22 protein-coding genes are annotated in these 23,058 nt (G+C 71.8%); 8 read left to right on the top strand and 14 right to left on the bottom strand.

What is annotated here, in order from left to right; translation table 11 throughout:
- Positions 1-4: 4 nt before the first annotated feature.
- The 4 genes from ACFYXU_RS07420 to ACFYXU_RS07435 all read right to left on the bottom strand — a co-directional run bounded on the left by ACFYXU_RS07420 (position 5) and on the right by ACFYXU_RS07435 (position 3,805).
- Positions 5-322, bottom strand: a complete 318-nt coding sequence (locus ACFYXU_RS07420) for a bifunctional 3-phenylpropionate/cinnamic acid dioxygenase ferredoxin subunit (protein WP_030692512.1) — start codon at positions 320-322, stop codon at positions 5-7.
- Positions 322-1,503, bottom strand: a complete 1,182-nt coding sequence (sufD, locus tag ACFYXU_RS07425; RefSeq protein WP_376508736.1) for a Fe-S cluster assembly protein SufD — start codon at positions 1,501-1,503, stop codon at positions 322-324. Before sufD ends, ACFYXU_RS07420 begins: the two co-directional genes overlap by 1 nt.
- A gap of 164 nt (positions 1,504-1,667) precedes the next feature.
- Positions 1,668-3,083: a Fe-S cluster assembly protein SufB gene (sufB, locus tag ACFYXU_RS07430; RefSeq protein WP_376508734.1), complete on the bottom strand. Its 1,416-nt coding sequence runs from the start codon at positions 3,081-3,083 to the stop codon at positions 1,668-1,670.
- Positions 3,080-3,805, bottom strand: a complete 726-nt coding sequence (locus ACFYXU_RS07435; RefSeq protein WP_376508732.1) for a helix-turn-helix transcriptional regulator — start codon at positions 3,803-3,805, stop codon at positions 3,080-3,082. Before ACFYXU_RS07435 ends, sufB begins: the two co-directional genes overlap by 4 nt.
- A 170-nt stretch (positions 3,806-3,975) precedes the next feature.
- On the opposite strand from ACFYXU_RS07435, the gene ACFYXU_RS07440 reads away from it, so the two are divergent.
- The 3 genes from ACFYXU_RS07440 to ACFYXU_RS07450 all read left to right on the top strand — a co-directional run bounded on the left by ACFYXU_RS07440 (position 3,976) and on the right by ACFYXU_RS07450 (position 6,705).
- On the top strand, positions 3,976-4,911 hold the full coding sequence (locus tag ACFYXU_RS07440; protein WP_389456829.1) for an ABC transporter ATP-binding protein: 936 nt from the start codon (positions 3,976-3,978) through the stop codon (positions 4,909-4,911).
- Positions 4,908-5,672 carry an ABC transporter permease gene (locus ACFYXU_RS07445; RefSeq protein WP_389456831.1) on the top strand — a complete coding sequence of 255 codons (765 nt, stop codon included), beginning with the start codon at positions 4,908-4,910 and terminating at the stop codon, positions 5,670-5,672. The genes ACFYXU_RS07440 and ACFYXU_RS07445 overlap by 4 nt, the downstream gene beginning before the upstream one ends.
- Positions 5,673-5,736: 64 nt before the next feature.
- Positions 5,737-6,705, top strand: a complete 969-nt coding sequence (locus ACFYXU_RS07450; protein WP_376508867.1) for a heme A synthase — start codon at positions 5,737-5,739, stop codon at positions 6,703-6,705.
- A 122-nt stretch (positions 6,706-6,827) separates the two neighbouring features.
- Here ACFYXU_RS07450 and ACFYXU_RS07455 read toward each other — a convergent pair whose 3' ends face one another.
- The 3 genes from ACFYXU_RS07455 to ACFYXU_RS07465 form a co-directional block, all read right to left on the bottom strand.
- Positions 6,828-7,931, bottom strand: coding sequence for an amidohydrolase family protein (locus tag ACFYXU_RS07455; RefSeq protein WP_376508728.1), 1,104 nt, complete (start codon positions 7,929-7,931; stop codon positions 6,828-6,830).
- A 70-nt stretch (positions 7,932-8,001) separates the two neighbouring features.
- Positions 8,002-8,322: a hypothetical protein gene (locus ACFYXU_RS07460; protein ID WP_329856494.1), complete on the bottom strand. Its 321-nt coding sequence runs from the start codon at positions 8,320-8,322 to the stop codon at positions 8,002-8,004.
- Between the two features lie 105 nt (positions 8,323-8,427).
- Entirely contained in the window at positions 8,428-9,375 is a 948-nt protein-coding gene (locus ACFYXU_RS07465) for a heme o synthase (RefSeq protein WP_376508726.1), read from the bottom strand.
- 348 nt (positions 9,376-9,723) lie between these two features.
- Between ACFYXU_RS07465 and tkt the strand changes: the two genes are divergently transcribed.
- From tkt to pgl, 5 genes are read left to right on the top strand one after another with little or no spacing between them, the layout of a single operon-like run.
- Complete coding sequence (tkt, locus tag ACFYXU_RS07470; protein WP_361399846.1) at positions 9,724-11,811, top strand: transketolase; 2,088 nt, start codon at positions 9,724-9,726, stop codon at positions 11,809-11,811.
- A 36-nt stretch (positions 11,812-11,847) separates the two neighbouring features.
- Entirely contained in the window at positions 11,848-12,966 is a 1,119-nt protein-coding gene (gene tal, locus ACFYXU_RS07475) for a transaldolase (protein ID WP_329856500.1), read from the top strand.
- 5 nt (positions 12,967-12,971) lie between these two features.
- Positions 12,972-14,504, top strand: a complete 1,533-nt coding sequence (gene zwf / locus ACFYXU_RS07480) for a glucose-6-phosphate dehydrogenase (RefSeq protein WP_376508722.1) — start codon at positions 12,972-12,974, stop codon at positions 14,502-14,504.
- On the top strand, positions 14,501-15,568 hold the full coding sequence (gene opcA / locus ACFYXU_RS07485) for a glucose-6-phosphate dehydrogenase assembly protein OpcA (RefSeq protein WP_389408332.1): 1,068 nt from the start codon (positions 14,501-14,503) through the stop codon (positions 15,566-15,568). Before zwf ends, opcA begins: the two co-directional genes overlap by 4 nt.
- The gene (gene pgl, locus ACFYXU_RS07490; protein WP_376508719.1) at positions 15,565-16,347 is read left to right on the top strand and encodes a 6-phosphogluconolactonase; all 783 of its coding nucleotides are present in this window, start codon (positions 15,565-15,567) and stop codon (positions 16,345-16,347) included. Before opcA ends, pgl begins: the two co-directional genes overlap by 4 nt.
- Before the next feature lie 22 nt (positions 16,348-16,369).
- Here pgl and ACFYXU_RS07495 read toward each other — a convergent pair whose 3' ends face one another.
- The 7 genes from ACFYXU_RS07495 to tpiA all read right to left on the bottom strand — a co-directional run bounded on the left by ACFYXU_RS07495 (position 16,370) and on the right by tpiA (position 23,058).
- Complete coding sequence (locus ACFYXU_RS07495; protein WP_389408331.1) at positions 16,370-17,887, bottom strand: PH domain-containing protein; 1,518 nt, start codon at positions 17,885-17,887, stop codon at positions 16,370-16,372.
- Positions 17,884-18,384, bottom strand: a complete 501-nt coding sequence (locus ACFYXU_RS07500) for a PH domain-containing protein (protein WP_389408330.1) — start codon at positions 18,382-18,384, stop codon at positions 17,884-17,886. Before ACFYXU_RS07500 ends, ACFYXU_RS07495 begins: the two co-directional genes overlap by 4 nt.
- Before the next feature lie 4 nt (positions 18,385-18,388).
- Positions 18,389-20,050 (bottom strand): glucose-6-phosphate isomerase, encoded by a 1,662-nt coding sequence (gene pgi, locus ACFYXU_RS07505; protein WP_376508713.1) that lies wholly within the window; start codon positions 20,048-20,050, stop codon positions 18,389-18,391.
- A 49-nt stretch (positions 20,051-20,099) separates the two neighbouring features.
- Complete coding sequence (locus tag ACFYXU_RS07510) at positions 20,100-21,317, bottom strand: MFS transporter (protein ID WP_389408329.1); 1,218 nt, start codon at positions 21,315-21,317, stop codon at positions 20,100-20,102.
- A gap of 223 nt (positions 21,318-21,540) precedes the next feature.
- Entirely contained in the window at positions 21,541-21,876 is a 336-nt protein-coding gene (locus tag ACFYXU_RS07515) for an RNA polymerase-binding protein RbpA (protein WP_329856510.1), read from the bottom strand.
- A gap of 77 nt (positions 21,877-21,953) precedes the next feature.
- The gene (gene secG, locus ACFYXU_RS07520; RefSeq protein ID WP_030205174.1) at positions 21,954-22,184 is read right to left on the bottom strand and encodes a preprotein translocase subunit SecG; all 231 of its coding nucleotides are present in this window, start codon (positions 22,182-22,184) and stop codon (positions 21,954-21,956) included.
- Positions 22,185-22,281: 97 nt separating this feature from the next.
- Complete coding sequence (gene tpiA / locus ACFYXU_RS07525) at positions 22,282-23,058, bottom strand: triose-phosphate isomerase (protein WP_376517186.1); 777 nt, start codon at positions 23,056-23,058, stop codon at positions 22,282-22,284.

A 23,058-nucleotide genomic window follows, 5' to 3' on the forward strand; every position in this document is an offset into this window, starting at 1 on the left:
TGACTCAGGACTCCTGGGTGACGGAGACGAGCACATCGTCCCCTTCGATCTTTACGGGGTATACGGGGACGGGGCGCGTCGCGGGAAGGCCGGAGGGCTTGCCGGTGCGCAGGTCGAAGCTGGAGCCGTGCAGCCAGCACTCGATCGCGCAGTCCTCGACCTCGCCCTCCGAGAGGGAGACGTTCGCGTGCGAGCAGATGTCGTTGATCGCGTACACCTCGCCCTCGGTGTGCACGACCGACACCGGCGTGCCGTCGACCTCGACCCGCTTCGGGGTGTCGGCCTCCAGCTCGCTCAGCGCGCAGACTCGGACGAAGGCCATCAGACCGAGGCCTCCAGCTCGGCCTCGATCTTGGCGAGCAGCCGCTCCTGGACGTCCGGCAGACCGATCTGCTGGACCAGCTCGGCGAAGAAGCCGCGGACGACGAGGCGGCGGGCCTCGGACTCCGGGATGCCGCGGGCCATCAGGTAGAAGAGCTGCTCGTCGTCGAAGCGCCCGGTGGCCGAGGCGTGGCCGGCGCCGGCGATCTCGCCGGTCTCGATCTCCAGGTTCGGCACGGAGTCGACCCGGGCGCCGTCCGTGAGGACCAGGTTCCGGTTGAGCTCGTACGTGTCGGTGCCCTCGGCCGCGGCCTGGATGAGCACGTCGCCGATCCAGACGGCGTGCGCGTCCTGGCCCTGAAGCGCGCCCTTGTAGGCCACGTTGGACTTGCAGTGCGGGGTGTTGTGGTCGACCAGGAGGCGGTGCTCCTGGTGCTGCCCGGCGTCCGTGAAGTACAGGCCGAAGAGCTCGGCCTCGCCGCCGGGGGCCGCGTACTGCACCCGCGGGTGGATGCGGACGACGTCGCCGCCGAAGGTGACGACGACGGACTTGAAGGAGGCGTCGCGGCCGACCAGCGCGTTGTGCTGGGCGACGTGGACGGCCTTCTCGTCCCAGTCCTGGACGGAGACGACGGTCAGCTTGGCGCCGTCGCCGAGGACGTAGTCCACGTTGGCGGCGAGCACGGCGTCACCGGTGTGGTCGATGACCACGACGGCCTCGGCGAAGGCGCCGAGCTCGATCACCTGGTGGCCGAAGGCGACGCCGCCCCGGCCGTGCACGGCGATGCGGATCGGCTCGGTGAGCACGGTCTCCTTGGCGACGGTGACGACCGCGGCCTTCTCGAAGGAGGAGTAGGCCTGGGCGGCGACGCGGTCGACGGGCGTGCCGGCCCTGCCGAGGCGCTCGTCGTCGCGGCCGACGGTCTCCACGGTGACGCCCTCGGGGGCCTCGACCTCGACCTTGACGCCCTCGCCGGACGCGACGGCGGTGCCGTCGTGCAGGCCGCGGAGGCGCGCCAGCGGGGTGAACCGCCATTCCTCCTCGCGGCCGTGCGGGACGGGGAAGTCCGCGACGTCGAAGGACGGGGGCGCGCTCATGCGCGTGGCGACGGTGGACTCGGCGGCCACCGCGATCGAGCCGGCGGTGGTGGAGCCCGCCGGGATGTTCTGAGCCTCAGCCATGGCTGTCGTCTTGCTCTCTTCCTGCCTCGTCTTACGGGCCCGCCCCGTGCGGAGGGCCGGCCCGGCCGGGCGCCGTGCGGCGCCGGCCGGGGACCTGCCGTCGTGCGGCGGGCTCGCGGGGCTCAGCGACTGAGCCCGGGTCGTTTGCCTGGTCTGCGGGGGCGCTAGCCGACCGAGCCTTCCATCTGGAGCTCGATCAGCCGGTTGAGCTCCAGGGCGTACTCCATCGGGAGCTCCTTGGCGATGGGCTCGACGAAGCCGCGGACGATCATCGCCATGGCCTCGAACTCGGTGAGGCCGCGGCTCATCAGGTAGAAGAGCTGGTCCTCGGAGACCTTGGAGACGGTGGCCTCGTGGCCCATGGAGACGTCGTCCTCGCGCACGTCCACGTAGGGGTACGTGTCGGAGCGGGAGATCGTGTCGACGAGCAGCGCGTCGCAGAGCACGTTGGACTTGGCGCCCGGGGCACCCTCGCCGATCTCGATGAGACCGCGGTAGGAGGTGCGGCCGCCGCCTCGCGCCACCGACTTGGAGACGATGTTGGAGGAGGTGTTCGGGGCCATGTGGACCATCTTGGCGCCGGCGTCCTGGTGCTGGCCCTCGCCCGCGAAGGCGATGGACAGGGTCTCGCCCTTGGCGTGCTCGCCCATGAGGTAGACGGCCGGGTACTTCATGGTGACCTTGGAGCCGATGTTGCCGTCGACCCACTCCATGGTGGCGCCCTCGTAGGCGACGGCGCGCTTGGTCACCAGGTTGTAGACGTTGTTCGACCAGTTCTGGATGGTCGTGTAGCGGCAGCGGCCGCCCTTCTTCACGATGATCTCGACGACCGCGGAGTGCAGCGAGTCGGAGGAGTAGATCGGGGCGGTGCAGCCCTCGACGTAGTGGACGTAGGCGTCCTCGTCGACGATGATCAGCGTCCGCTCGAACTGGCCCATGTTCTCCGTGTTGATGCGGAAGTAGGCCTGGAGCGGGATCTCGACGTGCACGCCCTTCGGCACGTAGATGAACGAGCCGCCGGACCAGACGGCCGTGTTCAGGGAGGCGAACTTGTTGTCACCGACCGGGATGACGGTGCCGAAGTACTCCTTGAAGAGCTCCTCGTGCTCCTTCAGCGCGGTGTCGGTGTCGACGAAGATGACGCCCTGCTCCTCCAGGTCCTCACGGATCTGGTGGTAGACGACCTCGGACTCGTACTGGGCGGCGACACCGGCGACGAGGCGCTGCTTCTCCGCCTCCGGGATGCCGAGCTTGTCGTACGTGTTCTTGATGTCCTCGGGCAGTTCCTCCCAGGAAGCGGCCTGCTTCTCGGTGGACCGGACGAAGTACTTGATGTTGTCGAAGTCGATGCCGGAGAGGTCGGAGCCCCAGGTCGGCATGGGCTTCTTCCCGAAGAGGCGCAGACCCTTGAGACGCAGCTTCAGCATCCACTCGGGCTCGTTCTTCTTCGAGGAGATGTCGCGGACGACGTCCTCGTTCAGTCCGCGCTTGGCGGTGGCGCCGGCGGTGTCGGAGTCGGCCCAGCCGTACTCGTACCGACCCAGGCCCTCGAGCTCGGGGTGGCTGATCTCGGTGGTCATGCGGGGTTCCTCCCGGCCGTGCTTGCGGATGCTGATTCGGTGGTCTGCGGGGCGCCGTGCGGGATGAACGTGGTGCAGACGCCGTCACCATGAGCGATGGTGGCCAGGCGCTGGACGTGCGTTCCCAAGAGGCGGGAGAAGAATTCCGTCTCCGCCTCGCACAGCTGGGGGTACTGCTCGGCGACGTGGGCCACCGGGCAGTGGTGCTGGCAGAGCTGCTCGCCGACCGGCGCGTTCCGCGCAGTGGCAGCGTACCCGTCCGCCGTGAGGGCCTTGGCCAGCGCCTCGGTCCGCTGAGCGGGCTCCGCCGACTCGACGGCCTCGCGGTACGCCCCGGCCTGGGCCTCGATCCGGTCGCGGGCGAAGGCGGCGACGGCCGCCTCCCCTCCGGCGTTGCGCTCGATCCAGCGGAGCGCCTCGACGGCGAGGGAGTCGTACGACTGGTCGAAGGCGTCCCGGCCGCAGTCGGTGAGCGCGAAGACCTTCGCGGGGCGGCCCCGCGCCCGGGTCCCGTAGACGCGCTGCTCGCGGGCCTCGACGACGTTCTCGGTGACGAGCGAGTCGAGGTGGCGGCGGACGGCCGCCTGGGTGAGGCGGAGCCGTCCGGCCAGATCGGCGACGGTCGAGGGACCGTGGTCCAGGATCGACCGCGCGACCCGGTTGCGCGTGGAACGCTCTCGGGTCGCGAGTTCCTCCACGGGAGCCGCGCCAACGTTTTTCACAACGCCATTGTTGCGTAATTAATCGCGAGGTGACAAGCGGCACCCGAGCCGGTCGCGGTGCCGTGCATCACTCAGGTAAGGCTTACCTGACCTGCGAAAACGATCATTGGTGGGATGAATCGGCCGCCCCGCGCACCACCGCCGCGCGGCCGCTCTCTAGACTTCCCGGCATGTCAAACGAGTCCGTCGGCAGCGTCGTCGAGGTACGTGGCCTGCTGAAGCGGTACGGGAACAAGACCGCCGTCGACGGCCTCGACCTCGACGTGCGCGCGGGCACCGTCACCGCCGTCCTCGGCCCCAACGGGGCCGGCAAGACCACCACCGTCGAGATCTGCGAGGGCTACCGCAGACCCGACGCCGGCACCGTCCGCGTCCTCGGCCTCGACCCGGTCGCCGACGCCGAGGCACTGCGCCCCAGGATCGGCGTGATGCTCCAGTCGGGTGGCGTCTACTCCGGCGCGCGCGCCGACGAGATGCTCCGCCACATGGCGAAGCTGCACGCCCACCCCCTGGACGTCGACGCCCTGATCGAACGGCTCGGCCTCGGGTCCTGCGGCCGCACCAGCTACCGACGGCTCTCCGGCGGCCAGCAGCAGCGCCTCGCGCTCGCCATGGCCGTCGTCGGCCGTCCCGAGCTCGTCTTCCTCGACGAGCCCACCGCCGGACTCGACCCGCAGGCCCGCCGCGCCACCTGGGAGCTGGTCCGCGAGCTGCGCGCCGACGGCGTGACCGTGGTCCTCACCACCCACTTCATGCAGGAGGCGGAGGAGCTCGCCGACGACGTCGCGATCATCGACGCCGGGCGTGTCGCCGCCCAGGGCACGCCCGAGGAGCTCTGCCGCGGCGGCGCCGAGAACACCCTGCGCTTCACCGGCCGCGCCGGACTCGACCTGGGCTCCCTGCTCAAGGCCCTGCCGGACGGCTCGGCCGCCGCGGAGACGCTCCCCGGCACCTACCGGATCACCGGCACGGTCGACCCGCAGCTGCTCGCGACGGTGACGACCTGGTGCGCCCAGCACGGCGTCATGCCCGACGGCATCTCCGTCGAACGCCACACCCTCGAAGACGTCTTTCTGGAGCTGACCGGCAAGGAGCTGCGCGGATGAGCACCGGTACCTACACCCCGAAGCCGGGGGCCGCCCCCGTCGGGCGGATGATCGCCGCGCAGACCGCCCTGGAGACCAGGATGCTGCTGCGCAACGGCGAGCAGCTGCTCCTGACCGTGATCATCCCCTCGCTGCTCCTGGTGCTCTTCTCCACCGTGGACATCGTCGACACCGGCACCGGCGAGGCCGTCGACTTCCTCGCCCCCGGCGTCCTCGCGCTCGCCGTGCTGTCCACCGCCTTCACCGGGCAGGCCATCGCGACCGGCTTCGAGCGGCGCTACGGCGTGCTCAAGCGCCTCGGCGCCTCGCCGCTGCCCCGCTGGGCGCTCATGACCGCCAAGACGCTCTCCGTCCTCGTCACCGAGGTCCTCCAGGTCCTCCTCCTGACGGCGATCGCCCTGGCCCTGGGCTGGTCCCCGCACGGCGACCCGCTGTCCGTACTGCTGCTCCTGGTCCTCGGCACGGCCGCCTTCTCCGGGCTCGGCCTGCTGATGGCCGGCACCCTGAAGGCCGAGGCCACCCTGGCCGCCGCGAACCTGGTCTTCCTGCTGCTCCTGGTGGGCGGCGGGGTCATCGTCCCGCTGGAGAAGTTCGGCGCCGCGGGCGACGCGCTCGCGCTGCTGCCGATCTCGGCGCTCTCCGACGGCCTGCGCGACGTCCTGCGGGACGGGGCCTCCATGCCGTGGGGCGACGCCGCGATCCTGGCGGTCTGGGCGGTCCTGGGCCTGGGCGCGGCGGCCAGGTTCTTCCGCTGGGAGTAACCGTAAGGTTCCGTTCCGCCATATACGCCCCCCTCGTGAAAGCGCGCACAAGCGCCGTCCTACGATAGGGCCCGTGCAGACCCCCCTCGCCTCCATCGCCCAGCGCTGGACCCCGTCCCCCCGGACGCTCCGGCGCGCCGCGCTCGCCGCCGTCGTGATGAGCGTGCTCATCATCGTCACGGGCGGCGCGGTCCGGCTGACCGGTTCCGGTCTCGGCTGCGACACCTGGCCGAAGTGCACGGACGACAGCCTCATCGTGACGCCCGAGCAGGGCTACCGGGGCGCGATCGAGTTCGGCAACCGGATGCTGACGTACGTCCTGTCGGCCGCCGTCGGCTGGGCGATCATCGCCGCCCGCTCCACCAAGCCCTGGCGCCGCGGGCTCACCCGGCTCGCCTGGGCCCAGTTCTGGATCGTGATGAGCAACGCCGTCCTCGGCGGCATCACGGTGTGGATGGGCCTCAACCCGTGGACCGTGGCCGGCCACTTCCTCGCCGCGAACTCCCTGCTCACGGTCGCCGTCATCACCTGGCACCGCACCGGCGAGGGCGACACCGCCCCCCGGCCTCGGGTGCCCCGCCCGGTCCGCAGGCTGTCCTGGGCGGTCACGATCGTCACCGGCCTGCTCATCGTGCTCGGCACGACCGTGACGGGCGCCGGCAAGCACGCCGGCGACAGCAGCGACGTCCCGCGCATGCCGTGGGACTGGACGGACGCCGCCCACGTCCACGCGATCGCCGCCTGGGTCGTCTGCGCCCTCGCGGTCGCCATGTGGCTGGTCCTGCGGGTGGTCGACGCCCCGGACGACACCCGCGCCCGCGCCCGGGACCTGCTGCTCGTGCTGCTCGCGCAGGGAGCCATCGGCTACGTCCAGTACTTCACCGGGGTCCCCGAGCTGCTGGTCGCCGCCCACATGCTCGGCTCCTCGCTGATGTGGATCGCGGTCCTCCGTCTGGCCCTGAGCCTGCGCGAGCGCCCGGTGCCCACCCCGGAGATCCCGGCCCAGAGCGACCCCGAGCTCGCGAACGCCTGACACCGCGCGGACCGGTGTCCGCGACCGCCCGGGCCCCGTCCTCGCACGGGGCCCGGGCGCTTTCCGGCCGTGCTCCCGGTCGATTCTGCGCGCGCACGCCGGCCACCGGGACCGACCGCGGGTCAGGCCAGCCGGTAGAGCCGCCGCGCGTTGCCCGCCGCGATCATCGCCGCCACCCGCTGCGCGTCGGTGGGGGACCAGGCGCCGTCCCTCACCCACTCGCCGAGCACCCGGGCGAGCGCCGAGCGGAAGGCTCCGGCCGCCACCGCGTGCAGCTCGGGCAGCCCCCGTGCGCCGCTGGAGAAGAGCAGCTTGCCGAACGGCGCCCGTTCGAGGACCTCGGCGAGGACGGCCGCCGCCCGGGCCCCCGTGTGGGCCAGGACGGGGCCGAGGTCGGCGAACACGTGCGGGTGGAGCGCGGTGAGGTGCGCCGCCGCCCGGTGGTGCGGATAGGCGTGCAGCAGGACGAGGTCGGCGCCGAGGCCCGCGGTGGCCGCGGCGAAGCCGGCGAGGACGGCCGGGTCCCGGTCCCCGGTGTGCAGTTGCAGGGGGCGCCCGGCGGTGACCGCGATCCACAGCAGGTGGCGCAGCAGGACCGGGTCGGTGAGCGGGCCGCCGGGCGGGCGGGCGGCCAGCCAGCGCCCGGCGGCGCCGCGCACCTCCCCCGGTCCCGGCGGGCCGGGCGCGCCGGCGAGTCCCTGGCGCACGCCCTCGGCGGAGGCGAGGGCCACGGCTCCGGCGGCCGCCGCGTGGACGGCCCCGGCGAGGTCGGCGAGGAAGGTCTCGACGGTGCCCGCGGTGTCGGCGACCCGTTCGGCGAGGCGTTCGAGGCGGACGACCTCGTGGGCCTCCGCGGCGCCCGCGGCGCCGAGTTCGGCGGGGGGCGTGAGGTCGCCGGGGAGCCCGGTGTCGACCAGATAGGTGGAGATCCCGGAGGCCCGGAGCAGCCGGCGGCCGGCCTCGGCGGCGCCGAGTTCCCGGCGGCGGGCGAGGTAGCGGGCGGGCGGGCAGTGGGGTTCCAGACCGAGGAGCGGCGGGCACCAGCGGCGCAGGGCGAAGCCGGTCTGGGTGTCGAAGAAGGTGGTTCCGGCGGCCGGTTTCACCGTTTTCCCGCCGAGACCGTCGCTCAGATGTGCGCCGAGGTGGGCCTCGAAGGTGCCGAGGCCCAGCTCCGTGCGGAGCACCCCGTGGCAGTACTGGTCCACCAGCTCCGGCATGTCGATCATCTCGGGGGGCTCCCTGTGTGGCCGTGTGTCCACAGGTCCTAACGGGTGAGCCCCGCGCGAGGTTGTTGCCTCAGCCCCGGGAGGCGCCGCCGATCTGGATGCCGGCCATCCGGGACCACTCGTACGGGCCGGTGGCGACCTTGGCGGCGAACTCGCCGTCGAACTCCTCGTGGAGGGTCAGGCCGGCCTTCTCGGCGGCCTGCTGGGCGATCGCGTAGGTCGGCGCGACGAGGTCGCCCCAGCCGCCGTCGGTGCCGACGAGGACGATCCGGGTGCCCGCCTGGCCGATGTGCGCGAGGTGCCCCTCGGAGCCGCCGTGCGCCGCGGAGAAGGCCCGGATCTCCTTGGCGAGCCGGGCCGCCTTGCGCTCTTCCTGCTTCGTTTCTGCCATGACACGGATGCTACCGAGGGGTAGTTCCACTGGCGACGGCCGGGCCGTGTGGGGTGTCCCACGTGGCCCGGCCGTCGGCCGTACGCGATCGGATGAGCGCTCGTGTCAGCGCAGGAAGGGGTCCACCGCGACCGCCACGAAGAGCAGCGAGACATAGGTGATGGACCAGTGGAAGAGGCGCATCTCCTTGAGCTTGGCGCCCGTCACCTCGGCCTTGGCGCGGTTGAGGAGGGCGTGCGCCTCCCAGAGCCACCAGCCGCCGGTCACCAGGGCGACGGCGGTGTAGAACCAGCCGGTGTAGCCCAGGGGGGTGAGCAGCAGGGAGACGGCGACCATGACCCAGCTGTAGAGCACGATCTGCTTGGCGACGACCTTGTTGGAGGCGAGCACCGGGAGCATGGGGACGCCCGCGCGCGCGTAGTCGTCCTTCACCTTCATGGACAGCGGCCAGTAGTGCGGCGGCGTCCAGAAGAAGATGACGAGGAAGAGGATGACCGCGGCCCACGACATCGAGTCGGTGACGGCCGACCAGCCGATGAGCACCGGCAGGCAGCCGGCGATGCCGCCCCAGACGATGTTCTGCGCGGTGCGCCGCTTCAGGATCATCGTGTAGACCACGACGTAGAAGAGGAGCGCGCCGAGCGAGAGCGCCGCGGACAGCCAGTTGACCAGCAGACCGAACCAGAGCGTGGAGACCACCGCGAGGGTGAGTCCGAAGACCAGGCCCTCGCGCGGGGTGAGCACCCCGGTGACGAGCGGGCGCTGGGAGGTGCGGTCCATCAGCGCGTCGATGTCGCGGTCGATGTACATGTTCAGCGCGTTCGCGCCGCCCGCGGAGAGGTAGCCGCCGAAGCAGGTGGCGAGCACCAGCCACAGGTCGGGCACGCCCTGCTCGGCGAGGAACATCACCGGAACGGTCGTGATGAGCAGCAGCTCGATGATCCGCGGCTTGGTCAGCGCCACGAATGCCCTGACGCGGGCCCCGAACGGCCGGTGGCCCCCCGGGCTGGGAGTCAGGACGACCCCTGCGGGTCGGGACTCGACGGCCGTCACGCACACCCCTGACAGAGAAATTCCCAGCAAGCTCCCCGGGTGAAGACGGGGTAAAGCTTGCGCGTACCACGCCACTGTAGACGTTGCCCAGACGCCGATCTTCGCGGGGGTGGGGTCGTGTTGGTGCGGTACGTCCCAAGGGGTGGACACGGTTCGGGGGCGGCTGCGGGCCGGGCTCGGGAGGCGAAGTCCCACGACCACCGGCACTCTTGCTGTGTCCTTTCATTTCTCCGCTCATGTGAGGGGCATGAACACGAAAAGAGGGGCGTTCCGCGGGGGTAGGCTCGACAACGCCGGTACACCCTCAGTCACCGGCTACAGACATGTGGAGAGGAGCCCTGACCCAGGGTGAGCACTAAGCCGACCACCACAGACCTCGAGTGGACCGAGTTGGACCAGCGGGCTGTCGACACCGCCCGCATCCTGGCCGCGGACGCCGTACAGAAGGTCGGCAACGGCCATCCCGGTACGGCGATGAGCCTGGCGCCCGCCGCGTACACCCTCTTCCAGAAGGTGATGCGGCACGACCCGGCGGACCCCGAGTGGGTCGGGCGCGACCGGTTCGTCCTCTCCGCGGGACACTCGTCCCTGACCCTGTACACCCAGCTCTACCTGGGTGGCTTCGGTCTCGAGCTGGACGACCTGAAGGCCTTCCGCACCTGGGGCTCGAAGACCCCCGGCCACCCGGAGTACGGCCACACCGCCGCCGTCGAGACGACCACGGGCCCGCTGGGCCAGGGCGTCGCCAACGCCGTGGGCATGGCGATGGCCGCGCGCTACGAGCGCGGTCTGTTCGACCCGGAGGCCGCGACCGGCGCCTCGCCGTTCGACCACCGGATCTACGCGATCGCCGGTGACGGCTGCCTTCAGGAGGGCATCTCCGCGGAGGCCTCCTCGCTCGCCGGGCACCAGAAGCTCGGCAACCTGATCCTGCTGTGGGACGACAACCACATCTCGATCGAGGGCGACACCGAGACGGCCGTGTCCGAGGACACGATGAAGCGGTACGAGGCGTACGGCTGGCACGTCCAGCGCGTCGAGCCGCAGGCGAACGGCGACCTGGACCCGGCCGCGCTGTACGCGGCGATCAGGGCCGCCGAGGCCGAGACCGAGCGTCCGTCGTTCATCGCGATGCGCTCGATCATCGCCTGGCCCGCCCCGAACGCGCAGAACACCGAGGCCGCGCACGGCTCGGCGCTCGGCGACGAGGAGATCGCGGCCACCAAGCGCGTCCTGGGCTTCGACCCGGAGCGGACCTTCGAGGTCGGCGACGAGGTCATCGCGCACACCCGCGCGCTGGGCGACCGCGGCCGCGAGGCCCGCGCCGCCTGGGACAAGCAGCTCGCGGAGTGGCGCACGGCCAACCCGGAGCGGGCGGCCGAGTTCGACCGCATCCAGGCGAACGAGCTGCCGGCCGGCTGGGCCGAGAAGCTCCCGGTCTTCGAGGCCGGCAAGGGTGTCGCCACCCGCGCCGCCTCCGGCCAGGTCCTCAAGGCCCTCGGCGCGGTCGTCCCGGAGCTGTGGGGCGGCTCGGCCGACCTCGCCGGCTCGAACAACACGACGATCGACAAGGACTCGTCGTTCCTGCCCGAGGGCAACCCGCTGCCGGAGGCCGACCCGTACGGCCGCACGATCCACTTCGGCATCCGCGAGCACTCCATGGCCGCGGAGATGAACGGCATCGCGCTGCACGGCAACACGCGCGTCTACGGCGGCACCTTCCTGGTGTTCTCCGACTACATGCGCAACGCGGTGCGCCTCTCCGCGCTGATGCACCTGCCCGTGACGTACGTCTGGACCCACGACTCGATCGGTCTGGGCGAGGACGGTCCGACGCACCAGCCTGTGGAGCACCTCGCCTCGCTGCGCGCGATCCCGGGCCTCAACGTGGTCCGTCCGGCCGACGCCAACGAGACGGCGCTCGCCTGGCGCGAGATCATGCAGCGCCACACCAAGGTGTTCGGCAAGGGTGCGCCGCACGGCCTCGCGCTGACCCGCCAGGGCGTGCCGACGTACGCGCCGAACGAGGACACGGTCAAGGGCGGCTACGTGCTGTTCGACGCCGAGGGCGGCGCGCCCGAGGTGGTGCTGATCGCCACCGGTTCCGAGGTGCACCTGGCCGTCGAGGCGCGTGAGCAGCTCCAGGCCGCGGGCGTCCCGACGCGTGTCGTCTCGATGCCGTCCGTGGAGTGGTTCGAGGAGCAGGACCAGGCGTACAAGGACTCGGTGCTGCCGCCGTCGGTGAAGGCGCGTGTCGCGGTCGAGGCCGGCATCGGTCTCACCTGGCACAAGTACGTCGGCGACGCCGGCCGGATCGTCTCCCTCGAGCACTTCGGTGCCTCGGCGGACGCGAAGGTCCTCTTCCGCGAGTTCGGTTTCACGCCGGAGGCGATCGTCGCCGCCGCGCGGGAATCCGTGGCCGCCGCCGCGCGCTGACGTCCATACGTACGACTTATTGGAGATGCAACTCTCATGACAGACGCTCTCAAGCGCCTCTCCGACGAAGGCGTCGCCATCTGGCTGGACGACCTCTCGCGCAAGCGGATCACGTCCGGCAACCTGGCCGAGCTCATCGACCAGAGCCACGTGGTCGGTGTGACCACGAACCCGTCGATCTTCCAGAAGGCCATCTCCTCGGGTGACGGTTACGAGCAGCAGCTCGTCGACCTCGCCGCCCGCAAGGTGACCGTCGACGAGGCCATCCGCATGATCACGACGGCGGACGTCCGTGACGCCGCCGACATCCTGCGGCCGGTCTTCGACGCGACCGACGGCCAGGACGGCCGGGTCTCCATCGAGGTCGACCCCCGTCTCGCCCACGAGACGGCCGCCACCATCGCCGAGGCCAAGCAGCTGGCCTGGCTGGTGGACCGCCCCAACACCCTGATCAAGATCCCGGCCACCGAGGCGGGTCTGCCGGCGATCACCGAGGTCATCGGCCTCGGCATCAGCGTGAACGTGACGCTGATCTTCTCGCTGGAGCGCTACCGCGCGGTCATGGACGCCTACCTGGCGGGTCTGGAGAAGGCCCGCGAGCGCGGCCTCGACCTCTCCAAGATCCACTCGGTGGCCTCCTTCTTCGTCTCCCGCGTGGACACGGAGATCGACAAGCGCCTGGACGGCATCGGCACCGACGAGGCCAAGGCGCTCAAGGGCAAGGCCGCCCTGGCCAACGCCCGGCTGGCCTACGAGGCCTTCGAGGAGGTCTTCTCCTCGGAGCGCTGGTCCGCCCTCGACAAGGCGCAGGCCAACAAGCAGCGTCCGCTGTGGGCCTCGACGGGCGTCAAGGACCCGGCGTACAAGGACACCCTGTACGTCGTGGACCTGGTCGCCCCCGGCACGGTCAACACCATGCCGGAGGCCACCCTGGAGGCCACCGCCGACCACGGCGAGGTCTCCGGCGACACCATCCGCGGCACCTACGACCAGTCGCGGGCCGAGCTGGCCGCCGTCGAGAAGCTGGGCATCAGCTACGACGACGTCGTCCAGCTCCTGGAGGACGAGGGCGTCGAGAAGTTCGAGGCGTCCTGGAACGACCTGCTCAAGTCCACCGAGGCGGAGCTGGCGCGCCGCGGATCTTCGGAGGCGTAAGCACTTTGAGCGCAGTCCACGGAGCCAACCCGCTCCGTGACGCCGCAGACCGACGGCTCCCGCGCATCGCGGGGCCGTCGGGTCTGGTGATCTTCGGCGTCACGGGCGATTTGTCCCGTAAGAAGCTGATGCCTGCCGTCTACGACCTGGCCAACCGCGGCCTGCTGCCGCCGGGCTTCTCGCTCGTCGGCTTCGCCCGCCGCGAATGGGCGGACGAGGACTTCGCGCAGGAGGTCTACGAGGCCGTCAAGCAGCACGCGCGCACCCCCTTCCGCGAGGAGGTGTGGCAGCAGCTGATCCAGGGCATGCGGTTCGTCCAGGGCGACTTCGACGACGACACGGCCTTCGAGCAGCTCAAGACGACCATCGAGGAGCTCGACAAGGCACAGGGGACGGGCGGCAACTTCGCCTTCTACCTCTCCGTGCCGCCGAAGTTCTTCCCGCTGGTCGTCCAGCAGCTCAAGAAGCACGGCCTCGCCGACCAGAAGGACAACTCCTGGCGCCGCGCGGTCATCGAGAAGCCCTTCGGCCACGACCTCGTCTCCGCCAAGGAGCTCAACGAGGTCGTCCACGAGGTCTTCCCGCCCGAGGCGGTCTTCCGGATCGACCACTACCTCGGCAAGGAGACCGTCCAGAACATCCTGGCGCTCCGCTTCGCCAACACGCTCTTCGAGCCGATCTGGAACCGGTCGTACGTCGACCACGTGCAGATCACCATGGCCGAGGACATCGGCATCGGCGGCCGCGCCGGCTACTACGACGGCATCGGCGCCGCCCGTGACGTCATCCAGAACCACCTGCTCCAGCTGCTCGCGCTGACCGCGATGGAGGAGCCCGCCTCCTTCGACGCCGACGCGCTGGCCGCCGAGAAGACCAAGGTCCTCGGCGCCGTGAAGCTGCCCAAGGACCTGGGCGAGTCCACGGTCCGCGGCCAGTACGCGGCCGGGTGGCAGGGCGGCGCGAAGGCCGTCGGCTACCTCCAGGAAGACGGCATCGACCCCCAGTCGAAGACCGACACCTACGCGGCCGTCAAGCTGGAGATCGACAACCGCCGCTGGGCGGGCGTCCCGTTCTACCTGCGGACCGGCAAGCGCCTGGGCCGCCGCGTCACCGAGATCGCGGTCGTCTTCCAGCGCGCTCCGCACTCCCCCTTCGACCACACCGCGACCGAGGAGCTCGGCCGCAACGCCATCGTGATCCGGGTCCAGCCGGACGAGGGCGTGACGGTGCGGTTCGGCTCCAAGGTGCCCGGCACCCAGATGGAGATCCGGGACGTGTCGATGGACTTCGCCTACGGCGAGTCCTTCACGGAGTCGAGCCCCGAGGCGTACGAGCGGCTCATCCTCGACGTCCTGCTCGGCGACTCCAACCTCTTCCCGCGCGTCGAGGAGGTCGAGCTGTCCTGGAAGATCCTCGACCCGATCGAGCAGTTCTGGGACACGCACGGCAAGCCCGCGCAGTACCAGTCCGGGACCTGGGGTCCGGTCGAGGCGGACGAGATGCTCGCACGAGACGGCAGGAGCTGGCGCCGGCCATGAAGACCGACCTGACGGACACCACGTCCTCCAAGATCAACAAGGCGCTGGTGCTCGGGCGGCGGGCGATCGGCACGCCGGCCGTCGGCATGGTGCTCACCCTCGTGATCGTGACCGACGAGGAGAACGCCTACGACGCGCTGAAGGCGGCCAACGAGGCGTCCCGCGAGCACCCCTCGCGGACCCTCGTCGTCATCAAGAGGGTCTCGCGGTCCCCGCGGGACCGTGCCACGGCACGGCTCGACGCCGAGGTCCGCCTCGGCGCCGACGCCAGCACCGGCGAGACGGTGGTGCTCCGGCTGTACGGCGAGGTCGTCGACCACGCCCAGTCGGTGGTGCTGCCGCTGCTCCTCCCGGACGCCCCCGTCGTCGTCTGGTGGCCGGTGAACTCACCGGCCGACCCGGCGAACGACCCGCTGGGCGCGCTCGCCCAGCGGCGGGTGACCGACACGTACGCCGCCGAGCAGCCCATCCAGGAGCTGACCGCGCGCGCGGACGCGTACACCCCCGGCGACACGGACCTCTCGTGGACCCGGATCACCCCGTGGCGTTCCATGCTGGCCGCCGCGCTCGACCAGGTCGCGTGCGAGGTCACCTCCGCCGAGGTGGAGGGCGAGGAGTTCAACCCCAGCGTCGAGCTGCTCGCGATGTGGCTGGCGGACCGGCTGAAGGTGCCGGTGCGCCGCTCGGCGTCGGCGGGGCCCGGCCTCACCTCCGTACGGATGGAGACCAGCTCGGGTCCCATCGTCCTCGACCGGCCCGACGGCTCGCTCGCGACGCTCTCCATAGAGGGACAGCCCGACCGCGCGGTGGCGCTCAAGCGCCGCGAGACGGCCGAGCTGATCGCGGAGGAGCTGCGCCGGCTCGACCCGGACGACACCTACGCGACCGCGCTCCGGTTCGGTCTGGAGCGGCTCGACGAGAAGGCGGCGACCAGCGCGCCCGAGGCGGCCGCCCCCGTGGCCGCGGAGGAGACCGTCGTCGTCGAGGAGACCGTCGTGGAGGAGGCCCCCGCGGCCAAGCCCGCGGCGAAGAAGTCCCCGGCCAAGAAGGCGGCGGCCAAGTGAGCACCCCCCAGCTGGTCGTCCACCGTGACAAGGAGCTGATGGCGGAGGCCGCCGCGGCCCGGCTCATCACCCGGATCGTGGACGCCCAGGCCGCCCGCGGCTCCGCCTCCGTCGTGCTGACCGGCGGACGGAACGGCAACGGCCTGCTCGCGGCGCTCGGTTCGGCTCCCGCGCGGGACGCGATCGACTGGTCGCGGCTCGACCTGTGGTGGGGCGACGAGCGGTTCCTGCCCGAGGGCGACCCCGAACGGAACGTCACCCAGGCCCGTGACGCGCTGCTCGACCGGGTGCCCCTCGACCCGGCGCGGGTGCACGCCATGCCGGCCTCGGACGGGCCGTACGGCTCCGACGTCGACGCCGCCGCGGCCGCGTACGCGCGGGAGCTGGCCGCCGCCGCGGGCCCCGGCGACCACGGCGGGGTGCCGACCTTCGACGTGCTGATGCTGGGCGTCGGACCGGACACCCACGTGGCCTCGCTCTTCCCGGAGCTGCCGGCGGTCCGCGAGACCGAGCGGACGGTGGTCGGGGTGCACGGCGCGCCGAAGCCGCCGCCGGTCCGCGTCTCGCTGACCCTCCCGGCGATCCGGGCGGCGAAGGAGGTCTGGCTGCTCGCGGCCGGAGAGGACAAGGCGAAGGCCGCGGCGATCGCGCTCTCGGGCGCGGGCGAGGTGCAGGCCCCGGCGGCCGGCGCCTACGGCCGCTCGCGGACGCTGTGGCTGCTCGACGCGGCGGCCGCGTCGGAGCTGCCGCGCGCCCTCTATCCGCCGGCCTCGGCCTGAGGCATCCGTACGGAGGCCCGGTTCACCCGTCGGTGAGCCGGGCCTCCGGCGTGTGCACGGGCTCCAGGAAGGGCGTCAGGAGCCCCGGGACGGCCTCGGCGGCGAAGAGCAGGCCCTGGCTCTCGCCGGCGTCGAGGACGTCGTACGCCCCCTCGCCCGCCGCGGTGGTGGCGGTGACGGTCAGGACGCCGGCCCGGCGCTGGAAGTACGACCGCTTGACCGTCCAGCCGATGACGCCGGAGCGCTGGAGGGCGACCGTCGTCCGCCGGACCGTGCCCGAACGGGTGAGCAGATAGGCGCCGCTGACGCCGTGCCCGAGCCCTCGGTACGCGTCGAGGGCGAAGAGCACCGCGACCGGGGTGAGGACGAGGACCCAGCCGGCCGCCACGTACACCAGGACCGGGGTCAGGAGCGCGCCGAGGACGGCGAGGAGCGCGGCGGGTCCCAGGACGCTCCACAGCGCCCAGCGCAGCCGCCGGGTGCGGGCGGCCCGGGGGTGGGCCGCGAGCGGTGCGGCGGTCGGCGGCACCGGCTCGCCCAGGACCTGGGCGGCGACCCGATCGGCGTGTTCGCGGGGCACGGGCGGCAGCAGGTTCTTCAGGTCGCCGTGCTTGTCGTCGTCGTCCTGGGCGAGGCCGGTGGCGACGGCGTCCACGCGCGCGGCGCCGAAGAGCCGGGCCCCGAGCGGTTCGACGAGCTCGATCCCGCGCAGCCTGCGCTCCTCCAGCGTGACCGAGCGTGCGGTGAACAGACCTCGGCGGAGCCGGAGCGTGCCTCCGGGCTCGCGCTCCAGGCGGTAGTTCCACCACATCTCGACCCACAGGCCGAGGGCCCCGACGGCGCCCGCCGCGGTGGCGAGGAGCAGCAGGTCGAGGATCATCCAGGTCACGGAGACGCCCTGGAACCGGTCCCCTATCCAGTCGATGACCTTCCCCTGGGCGCCGAACCAGTCGCTGACCTGCATCACCGCACCGGCGGCCGCGCCGCCGAGGGCGGGGGCGACGAAGGAGACCGGGGCGTAGCGGATCCAGCGGGGGTCGAGGGTGGCCAGGGTGCTGTCGTCGCCGGTGTCCCCGGGGTGGGCGGCGCGGGCGAGGAGCTCCCGGCGGAGCCGTTCGCCCTCGGCGCGGGTGACCAGGTCGAGGGCGAGCGTGGACTCGCCGCCGGTGTGCTCGCCGGTGCCGATGCGGACCTTGACCAGGCCGAGGACGCGCTGGAGGGGGTTGGCGGTGAGGTCGACGCTGCGGATCCGCTCCCGGGCCAGGGAGCGGCGCTTGAGCAGCAGCAGCCCGGTGTGGAGGTCGACCCGCTCGGGGCCGACGCGGTAGCGGGTGCGGCGCAGCCGGACCCAGTCGGCGGCGGTCCCGGCGAGGACGAGCACGGCGGCACCGGCGAGGACCCAGGCGACGGCCTGCCACAGGGGCCTGCCCCCGGCGAGGCCGGCGACCGCCGGGAGGGCCGCGCCGCCGGCCACCCCGCAGAGGACGGCGGCACCGGCGAGCAGGGTGCGCGGGTCGAGCCGCCGCCACTCCTCGCTCATGTGGCGTCCCCGGGGGTGGCCCGGGTGATCAGGGTGAGCCGCTCGGCGAGCTCGGCGGCCCGTTCGTGGTCGAGGCCCTCGATGCGGAGGGCGCCCTTGGAGGAGGCGGTGGTGACGGTGACGGTGGCGAGCCGGAAGGCCTGCTCCAGCGGGCCCCGTACGGTGTCGACGGTCTGGATCCGGGACATCGGGGCGATCCGCCACTCCTGCCAGAGGGCTCCGGTCCGCACGTAGACGGCCTCGTCGGTGACCTCCCAGCGGTGCACCCGGAACCACCAGGCGGGGAAGAACGCGGTGCAGGCGAGGCCCAGGACGGCCACGGCCCCGGCCGCGAGGAGCAGCCAGGTCCGGGCGGGCCCGATCAGCGCGCCGAGCACGGCCAGGACCGTCACCGGGACGGCGGTGGTCACGAGCAGCCGGGTCCGCCACCAGGTGACGGCGCGCTCGTCGACGGCGTTCCTGGGCGGCCGGAGCCGCACCGCGTTCTCCCCCGTCATGCGTCTACCGTCCGCGCAGCGAGCGGTAGGCGGAGACGAGCGCGGCGGTGGAGCTGTCGAGCTCCTCGGCGCCCTCGCCCTCCGTCAGGACCGGTTCGATCCGCTTGGCGAGGACCTTGCCGAGCTCGACGCCCCACTGGTCGAAGGAGTCGATGTTCCAGACGGCGCCCTGGACGAAGACCTTGTGCTCGTAGAGCGCGATCAGCTGGCCGAGGACGGACGGGGTGAGCGCCTCCGCGAGGATCGTGGTGGTCGGGTGGTTGCCCTGGAACGTCTTGTGCGGGACGAGCTCCTCGGCGACGCCCTCGGCGCGGACCTCCTCGGGCGTCTTGCCGAAGGCCAGCGCCTGGGTCTGGGCGAAGAAGTTGGCCATGAGCAGGTCGTGCTGGGCGACGAGGCCGGGCAGCAGGTCGTCGACGGGGCGGGCGAAGCCGATGAAGTCGGCCGGGATGATCTTGGTGCCCTGGTGGATCAACTGGTAGTAGGCGTGCTGCCCGTTGGTCCCGGGGGTGCCCCAGACGACGGGCCCGGTCTGCCAGTCGACGCGGTTGCCCTGGCGGTCCACCGACTTGCCGTTGGACTCCATGTCGAGCTGCTGGAGGTAGGCGGTGAACTTGGACAGGTAGTGGGAGTACGGCAGGACGGCGTGCGACTGGGCGTCGAAGAAGGCGCCGTACCAGACCCCGAGGAGGCCGAGGAGCAGCGGGGCGTTCTCCTCGGGCGGGGCGGTGCGGAAGTGCTCGTCGACGAGGTGGAAGCCGTCGAGCATCTCCCGGAAGCGGTCCGGTCCGATGGCGATCATCAGGGAGAGGCCGATGGCGGAGTCGTAGGAGTAGCGGCCGCCGACCCAGTCCCAGAACTCGAACATGTTGGCGGTGTCGATGCCGAACTCCTCGACCTTCTCCTCGTTGGTCGAGAGGGCGACGAAGTGCCGGGCGACGGCTTCCTGACCGGCTCCGAGGCCGGCGAGGAGCCAGGCGCGGGCGGAGGTGGCGTTGGTGATCGTCTCGATGGTGGTGAAGGTCTTCGAGGCGACGATGAAGAGCGTCTCGGCGGGGTCGAGGTCGCGGACGGCCTCGTGGAGGTCGGCGCCGTCGACGTTGGAGACGAAACGGAGCGTCAGGTCCCTCTGCGTGAAGGAGCGCAGGACCTCGTAGGCCATGGCGGGGCCGAGGTCGGAGCCGCCGATGCCGATGTTCACGATGTTCTTGAGCGGCTTGCCGGTGTGGCCGGTCCACTCGCCGGCGCGGACCTGGTCGGCGAAGGCGCCCATCTTGTCGAGGACGGCGTGGACGCCGGGGACGACGTTCTCCCCGTCGACCTCGATCACGGCCCCGCGGGGAGCGCGGAGCGCGGTGTGGAGGACCGCCCGGTCCTCGGTGGTGTTGATCTTCTCGCCGCGGAACATGGCGTCACGGAGCTCGGCGACGCCGGTGACGGCGGCGAGTTCGCGCAGCAGGGTCAGCGTCTCGTCGGTGACGAGGTGCTTGGAGTGGTCCAGGAGGAGGTCGCCGACGCGCAGGGTGTGGCGCGTGCCCCGCTCGGGGTCGGCGGCGAACAGTTCGCGCAGATGGGTGTCGCCCAGCTGCTCACGGTGCTTGGCGAGAGCCGCCCACTCGGGCAGCCGGTTGAGCCTGGTACGGCCTTCGCTGGTCATCTCGGACATCGCCCATTCCTTCTCAATGCTGCTTGTCTGCCCCGCTGCACCCCCAAACCTAATTGATCAGAGGGGCCAGCGACGCGACGGCGAGCGCGAACAGCGCCGCCGCGATCAGGGCCGGTGTGTGCGGTCCGAGGCCGGCGGCGGCCGCGCCGCCGGCCAGGGCCCCGAGCGGGGCGCCCGCCACGGCGAGGGTGCGGAAGGCCGCGGCGACGCGGCCGAGCGTCCCCTCGGGTGCGCGCTCCTGCATGAGGGTCGTCTGCTGGACGTTCCACACCGCCCCCATGAAGCCGAACACCGTCATGGCCCCGATCGATACCGCGAGGACGGGCACCGCGCCCATCAGGACCAGGCAGCCGGTCTGGACGGTGCCGGCGAGCAGGACGGCGCGGATCCGGCCGGTGCGCTCGGCGATCCGCCGGGCGAGGAGGCCGCCGGCGACGGCGCCCAGCGCGTAGCCGGTGATGGTGGCGGCGTATCCGGCGTTCCCCGCGCGCAGGCCCTCGGTGACGTGGACGACGAGGGTGGCGATGAGCGCCCCCATGCCGACGTTGCAGAGGGTGGTGGCGGTGCAGAGCCTTCCGAGGTGCCGGTCCCCGCGCAGCACGGCGAGTCCCTCGGCCATCTCCCTGCGGAGGGTGGACCCGGCCGGGCGGGGCGGGCGCTCGGGTGCTCCGGTCCGCAGGGAGGCGACGAGCAGCGCGGCCAGAGCGTAGGTGACGGCGTCGGCCGCGTACGGGACGGCGGGCCCGGCGAGCAGCAGGACGGGCACGGCGGGTCCGGCGAGGAGACCGCCGGCGAGCTGCTGACCGGTCATCAGGCGGGCGTTGGCCCCGGCGAGGGTGCCGGCGGGGACGAGGGCCGGCAGCAGGGCGGTCGCGGCGTTGTCGAAGAGGGTCTGGAGGGTGGTGAGGGCGAAGGCGAGGACGAGCAGCAGGGCGATCGTGGCGTGTCCGAGGGCGACGGCGGCGGCGAAGGCGGCCACCAGCGCGCCCCGGACGAGGTCGACGGCCCACATGGCGCGCCGCTGGTCGACGCGGTCGGCGACGGCCCCGCCGAGGAGCCCGAAGAGCAGCCAGGGCAGGAAGCCGCAGGCGGTGACGGAGGCGATGAGGAAGGGGTCGTCGGTGAGGGAGGCGGCGAGCAGCGGCAGCGCGGCCGTGCGCAGCGAGTCGCCGAAGCGGGAGACCACGGCGGCCGTCCACAGCCGCCCGAAGCCGCCCCGCCACGCGGGCGCCGCCCTCGTACCGCCCACTGCCTCCGCCGTCGCCATGGCGCCCCCTCCGTCGGTCCCGTCTCCGGCCGACGGTAGAGGACGCCACTGACAGGGCACTCCACCGGCAGAGGACCGCACCGGCAGGGCATTCCACCGACAGAGGAGCGCACCGGGGACCGCACCGGCAGCGGGCTCCACCGGCGGCGGAACGCGCGAACGGGCCTTGCCCGCGAATCGAGTTCGCGGGCAAGGCCCGTTCGTCACACCGTCACGCCAGGCTTCAGATCTCGCCCCGCAGCTTGGCGAGCGCCTCGGCGAGGATCGCCTCGCCGTCGGCGTCGCTGCGCCGCTCACGCACATAGGCGAGGTGGGTCTTGTACGGCTCCGTGCGCGGCGGGTCCGGCGGGTTGTCCCGGTCCTGACCGGCCGGGAAGCCGCAGCGCGGGCAGTCCCAGGTGTCCGGGATCGCCGCGTCGCTGGCGAAGCTCGGCTGCGTCTCGTGCCCGTTCGAGCACCAGAACGAGATACGGGCGCGCGGCGCCGATTCGCCTCGCTCGGCCTCGCCCATCGGCCCCGCTCCGACCCGGCTTCCCCGAATCGCGTTGCCACTTGCCACGGTCGTAACTCCCTGCGTGATGGTGCTCGAAGATGCCCCAGTCTACGTAAGGCCCAACGCGCGTCCAGTGATTGGAGTTACCCGTCCAACTTCATCAGCAGGCCGAGTACCACAATGCAGGCGAACCACAGCAGACCGACCACGACCGTGATCCGGTCCAGGTTCCGCTCGGCGACCGAGGAGCCGCCGACGGAGGACTGCATGCCGCCTCCGAACATGTCGGAGAGGCCGCCGCCCTTTCCCTTGTGCATCAGCACGAGCAGCATCAGCAGCGCGCTGAAGACGATCAGGGCGATCGAGAACCCCATAACCACGGCTGGACCAACTTCCTCGGACTTATACGGACGGGGGCCGGGCACCTGCCCGACCCCCGCAAGGGTACGACGTAACTCCGCTACCGCATACTCACTGGTCGCGGAAGCGCGCGATCTTGACGAACTCGTCGGCGTCCAGCGCGGCGCCGCCCACCAGGGCGCCGTCGACGTCCGGCTGCGCCATGATCGCGGCGACGTTGCCGGCCTTGACGGAGCCGCCGTACTGGATGCGGACCTTGTCGGCCAGCTCCTGCGAGTACAGCTCGGCCAGGCGGCCGCGGATCGCCCCGCAGACCTCCTGGGCGTCCTCGGGGGTGGCGACCTCGCCGGTGCCGATGGCCCACACCGGCTCGTACGCGATCACGATCGTCTCGGCCTGCTCGGCCGGGACGTCCTTCAGGCCGCCGTCGATCTGGGCCAGGGTGTGCTCGACCTGGTTGCCCGCCTTGCGGACGTCGAGGCCCTCGCCGACGCAGAGGATCGGGGTCACGCCGTGCTTGAAGGCGGCCTTCACCTTGGCGTTGCAGACCGCGTCGTCCTCGGCGTGGTACTGGCGGCGCTCGGAGTGGCCGACGGCGACGTAGGCGCACTTCAGCTTGGACAGCATCAGGCCCGAGATCTCGCCGGTGTAGGCGCCGGAATCGTGCGCCGAGATGTCCTGGGCGCCGTACTTGATCTTGAGCTTGTCGCCGTCGATCAGGGTCTGGACGGACCGCAGGTCGGTGAAGGGGACCAGGACCGCGACCTCACAGGCGTCGTAGTCCTTGTCGGTCAGGGCGAAGGCGAGCTTCTGGACGTGGGCGATGGCCTCCAGGTGGTTGAGGTTCATCTTCCAGTTGCCCGCCATCAGCGGGGTGCGCGTGCTCAT

It is taken from the genome of Streptomyces sp. NPDC002232 (genome assembly GCF_042890295.1).
Classification (GTDB): domain Bacteria; phylum Actinomycetota; class Actinomycetes; order Streptomycetales; family Streptomycetaceae; genus Streptomyces.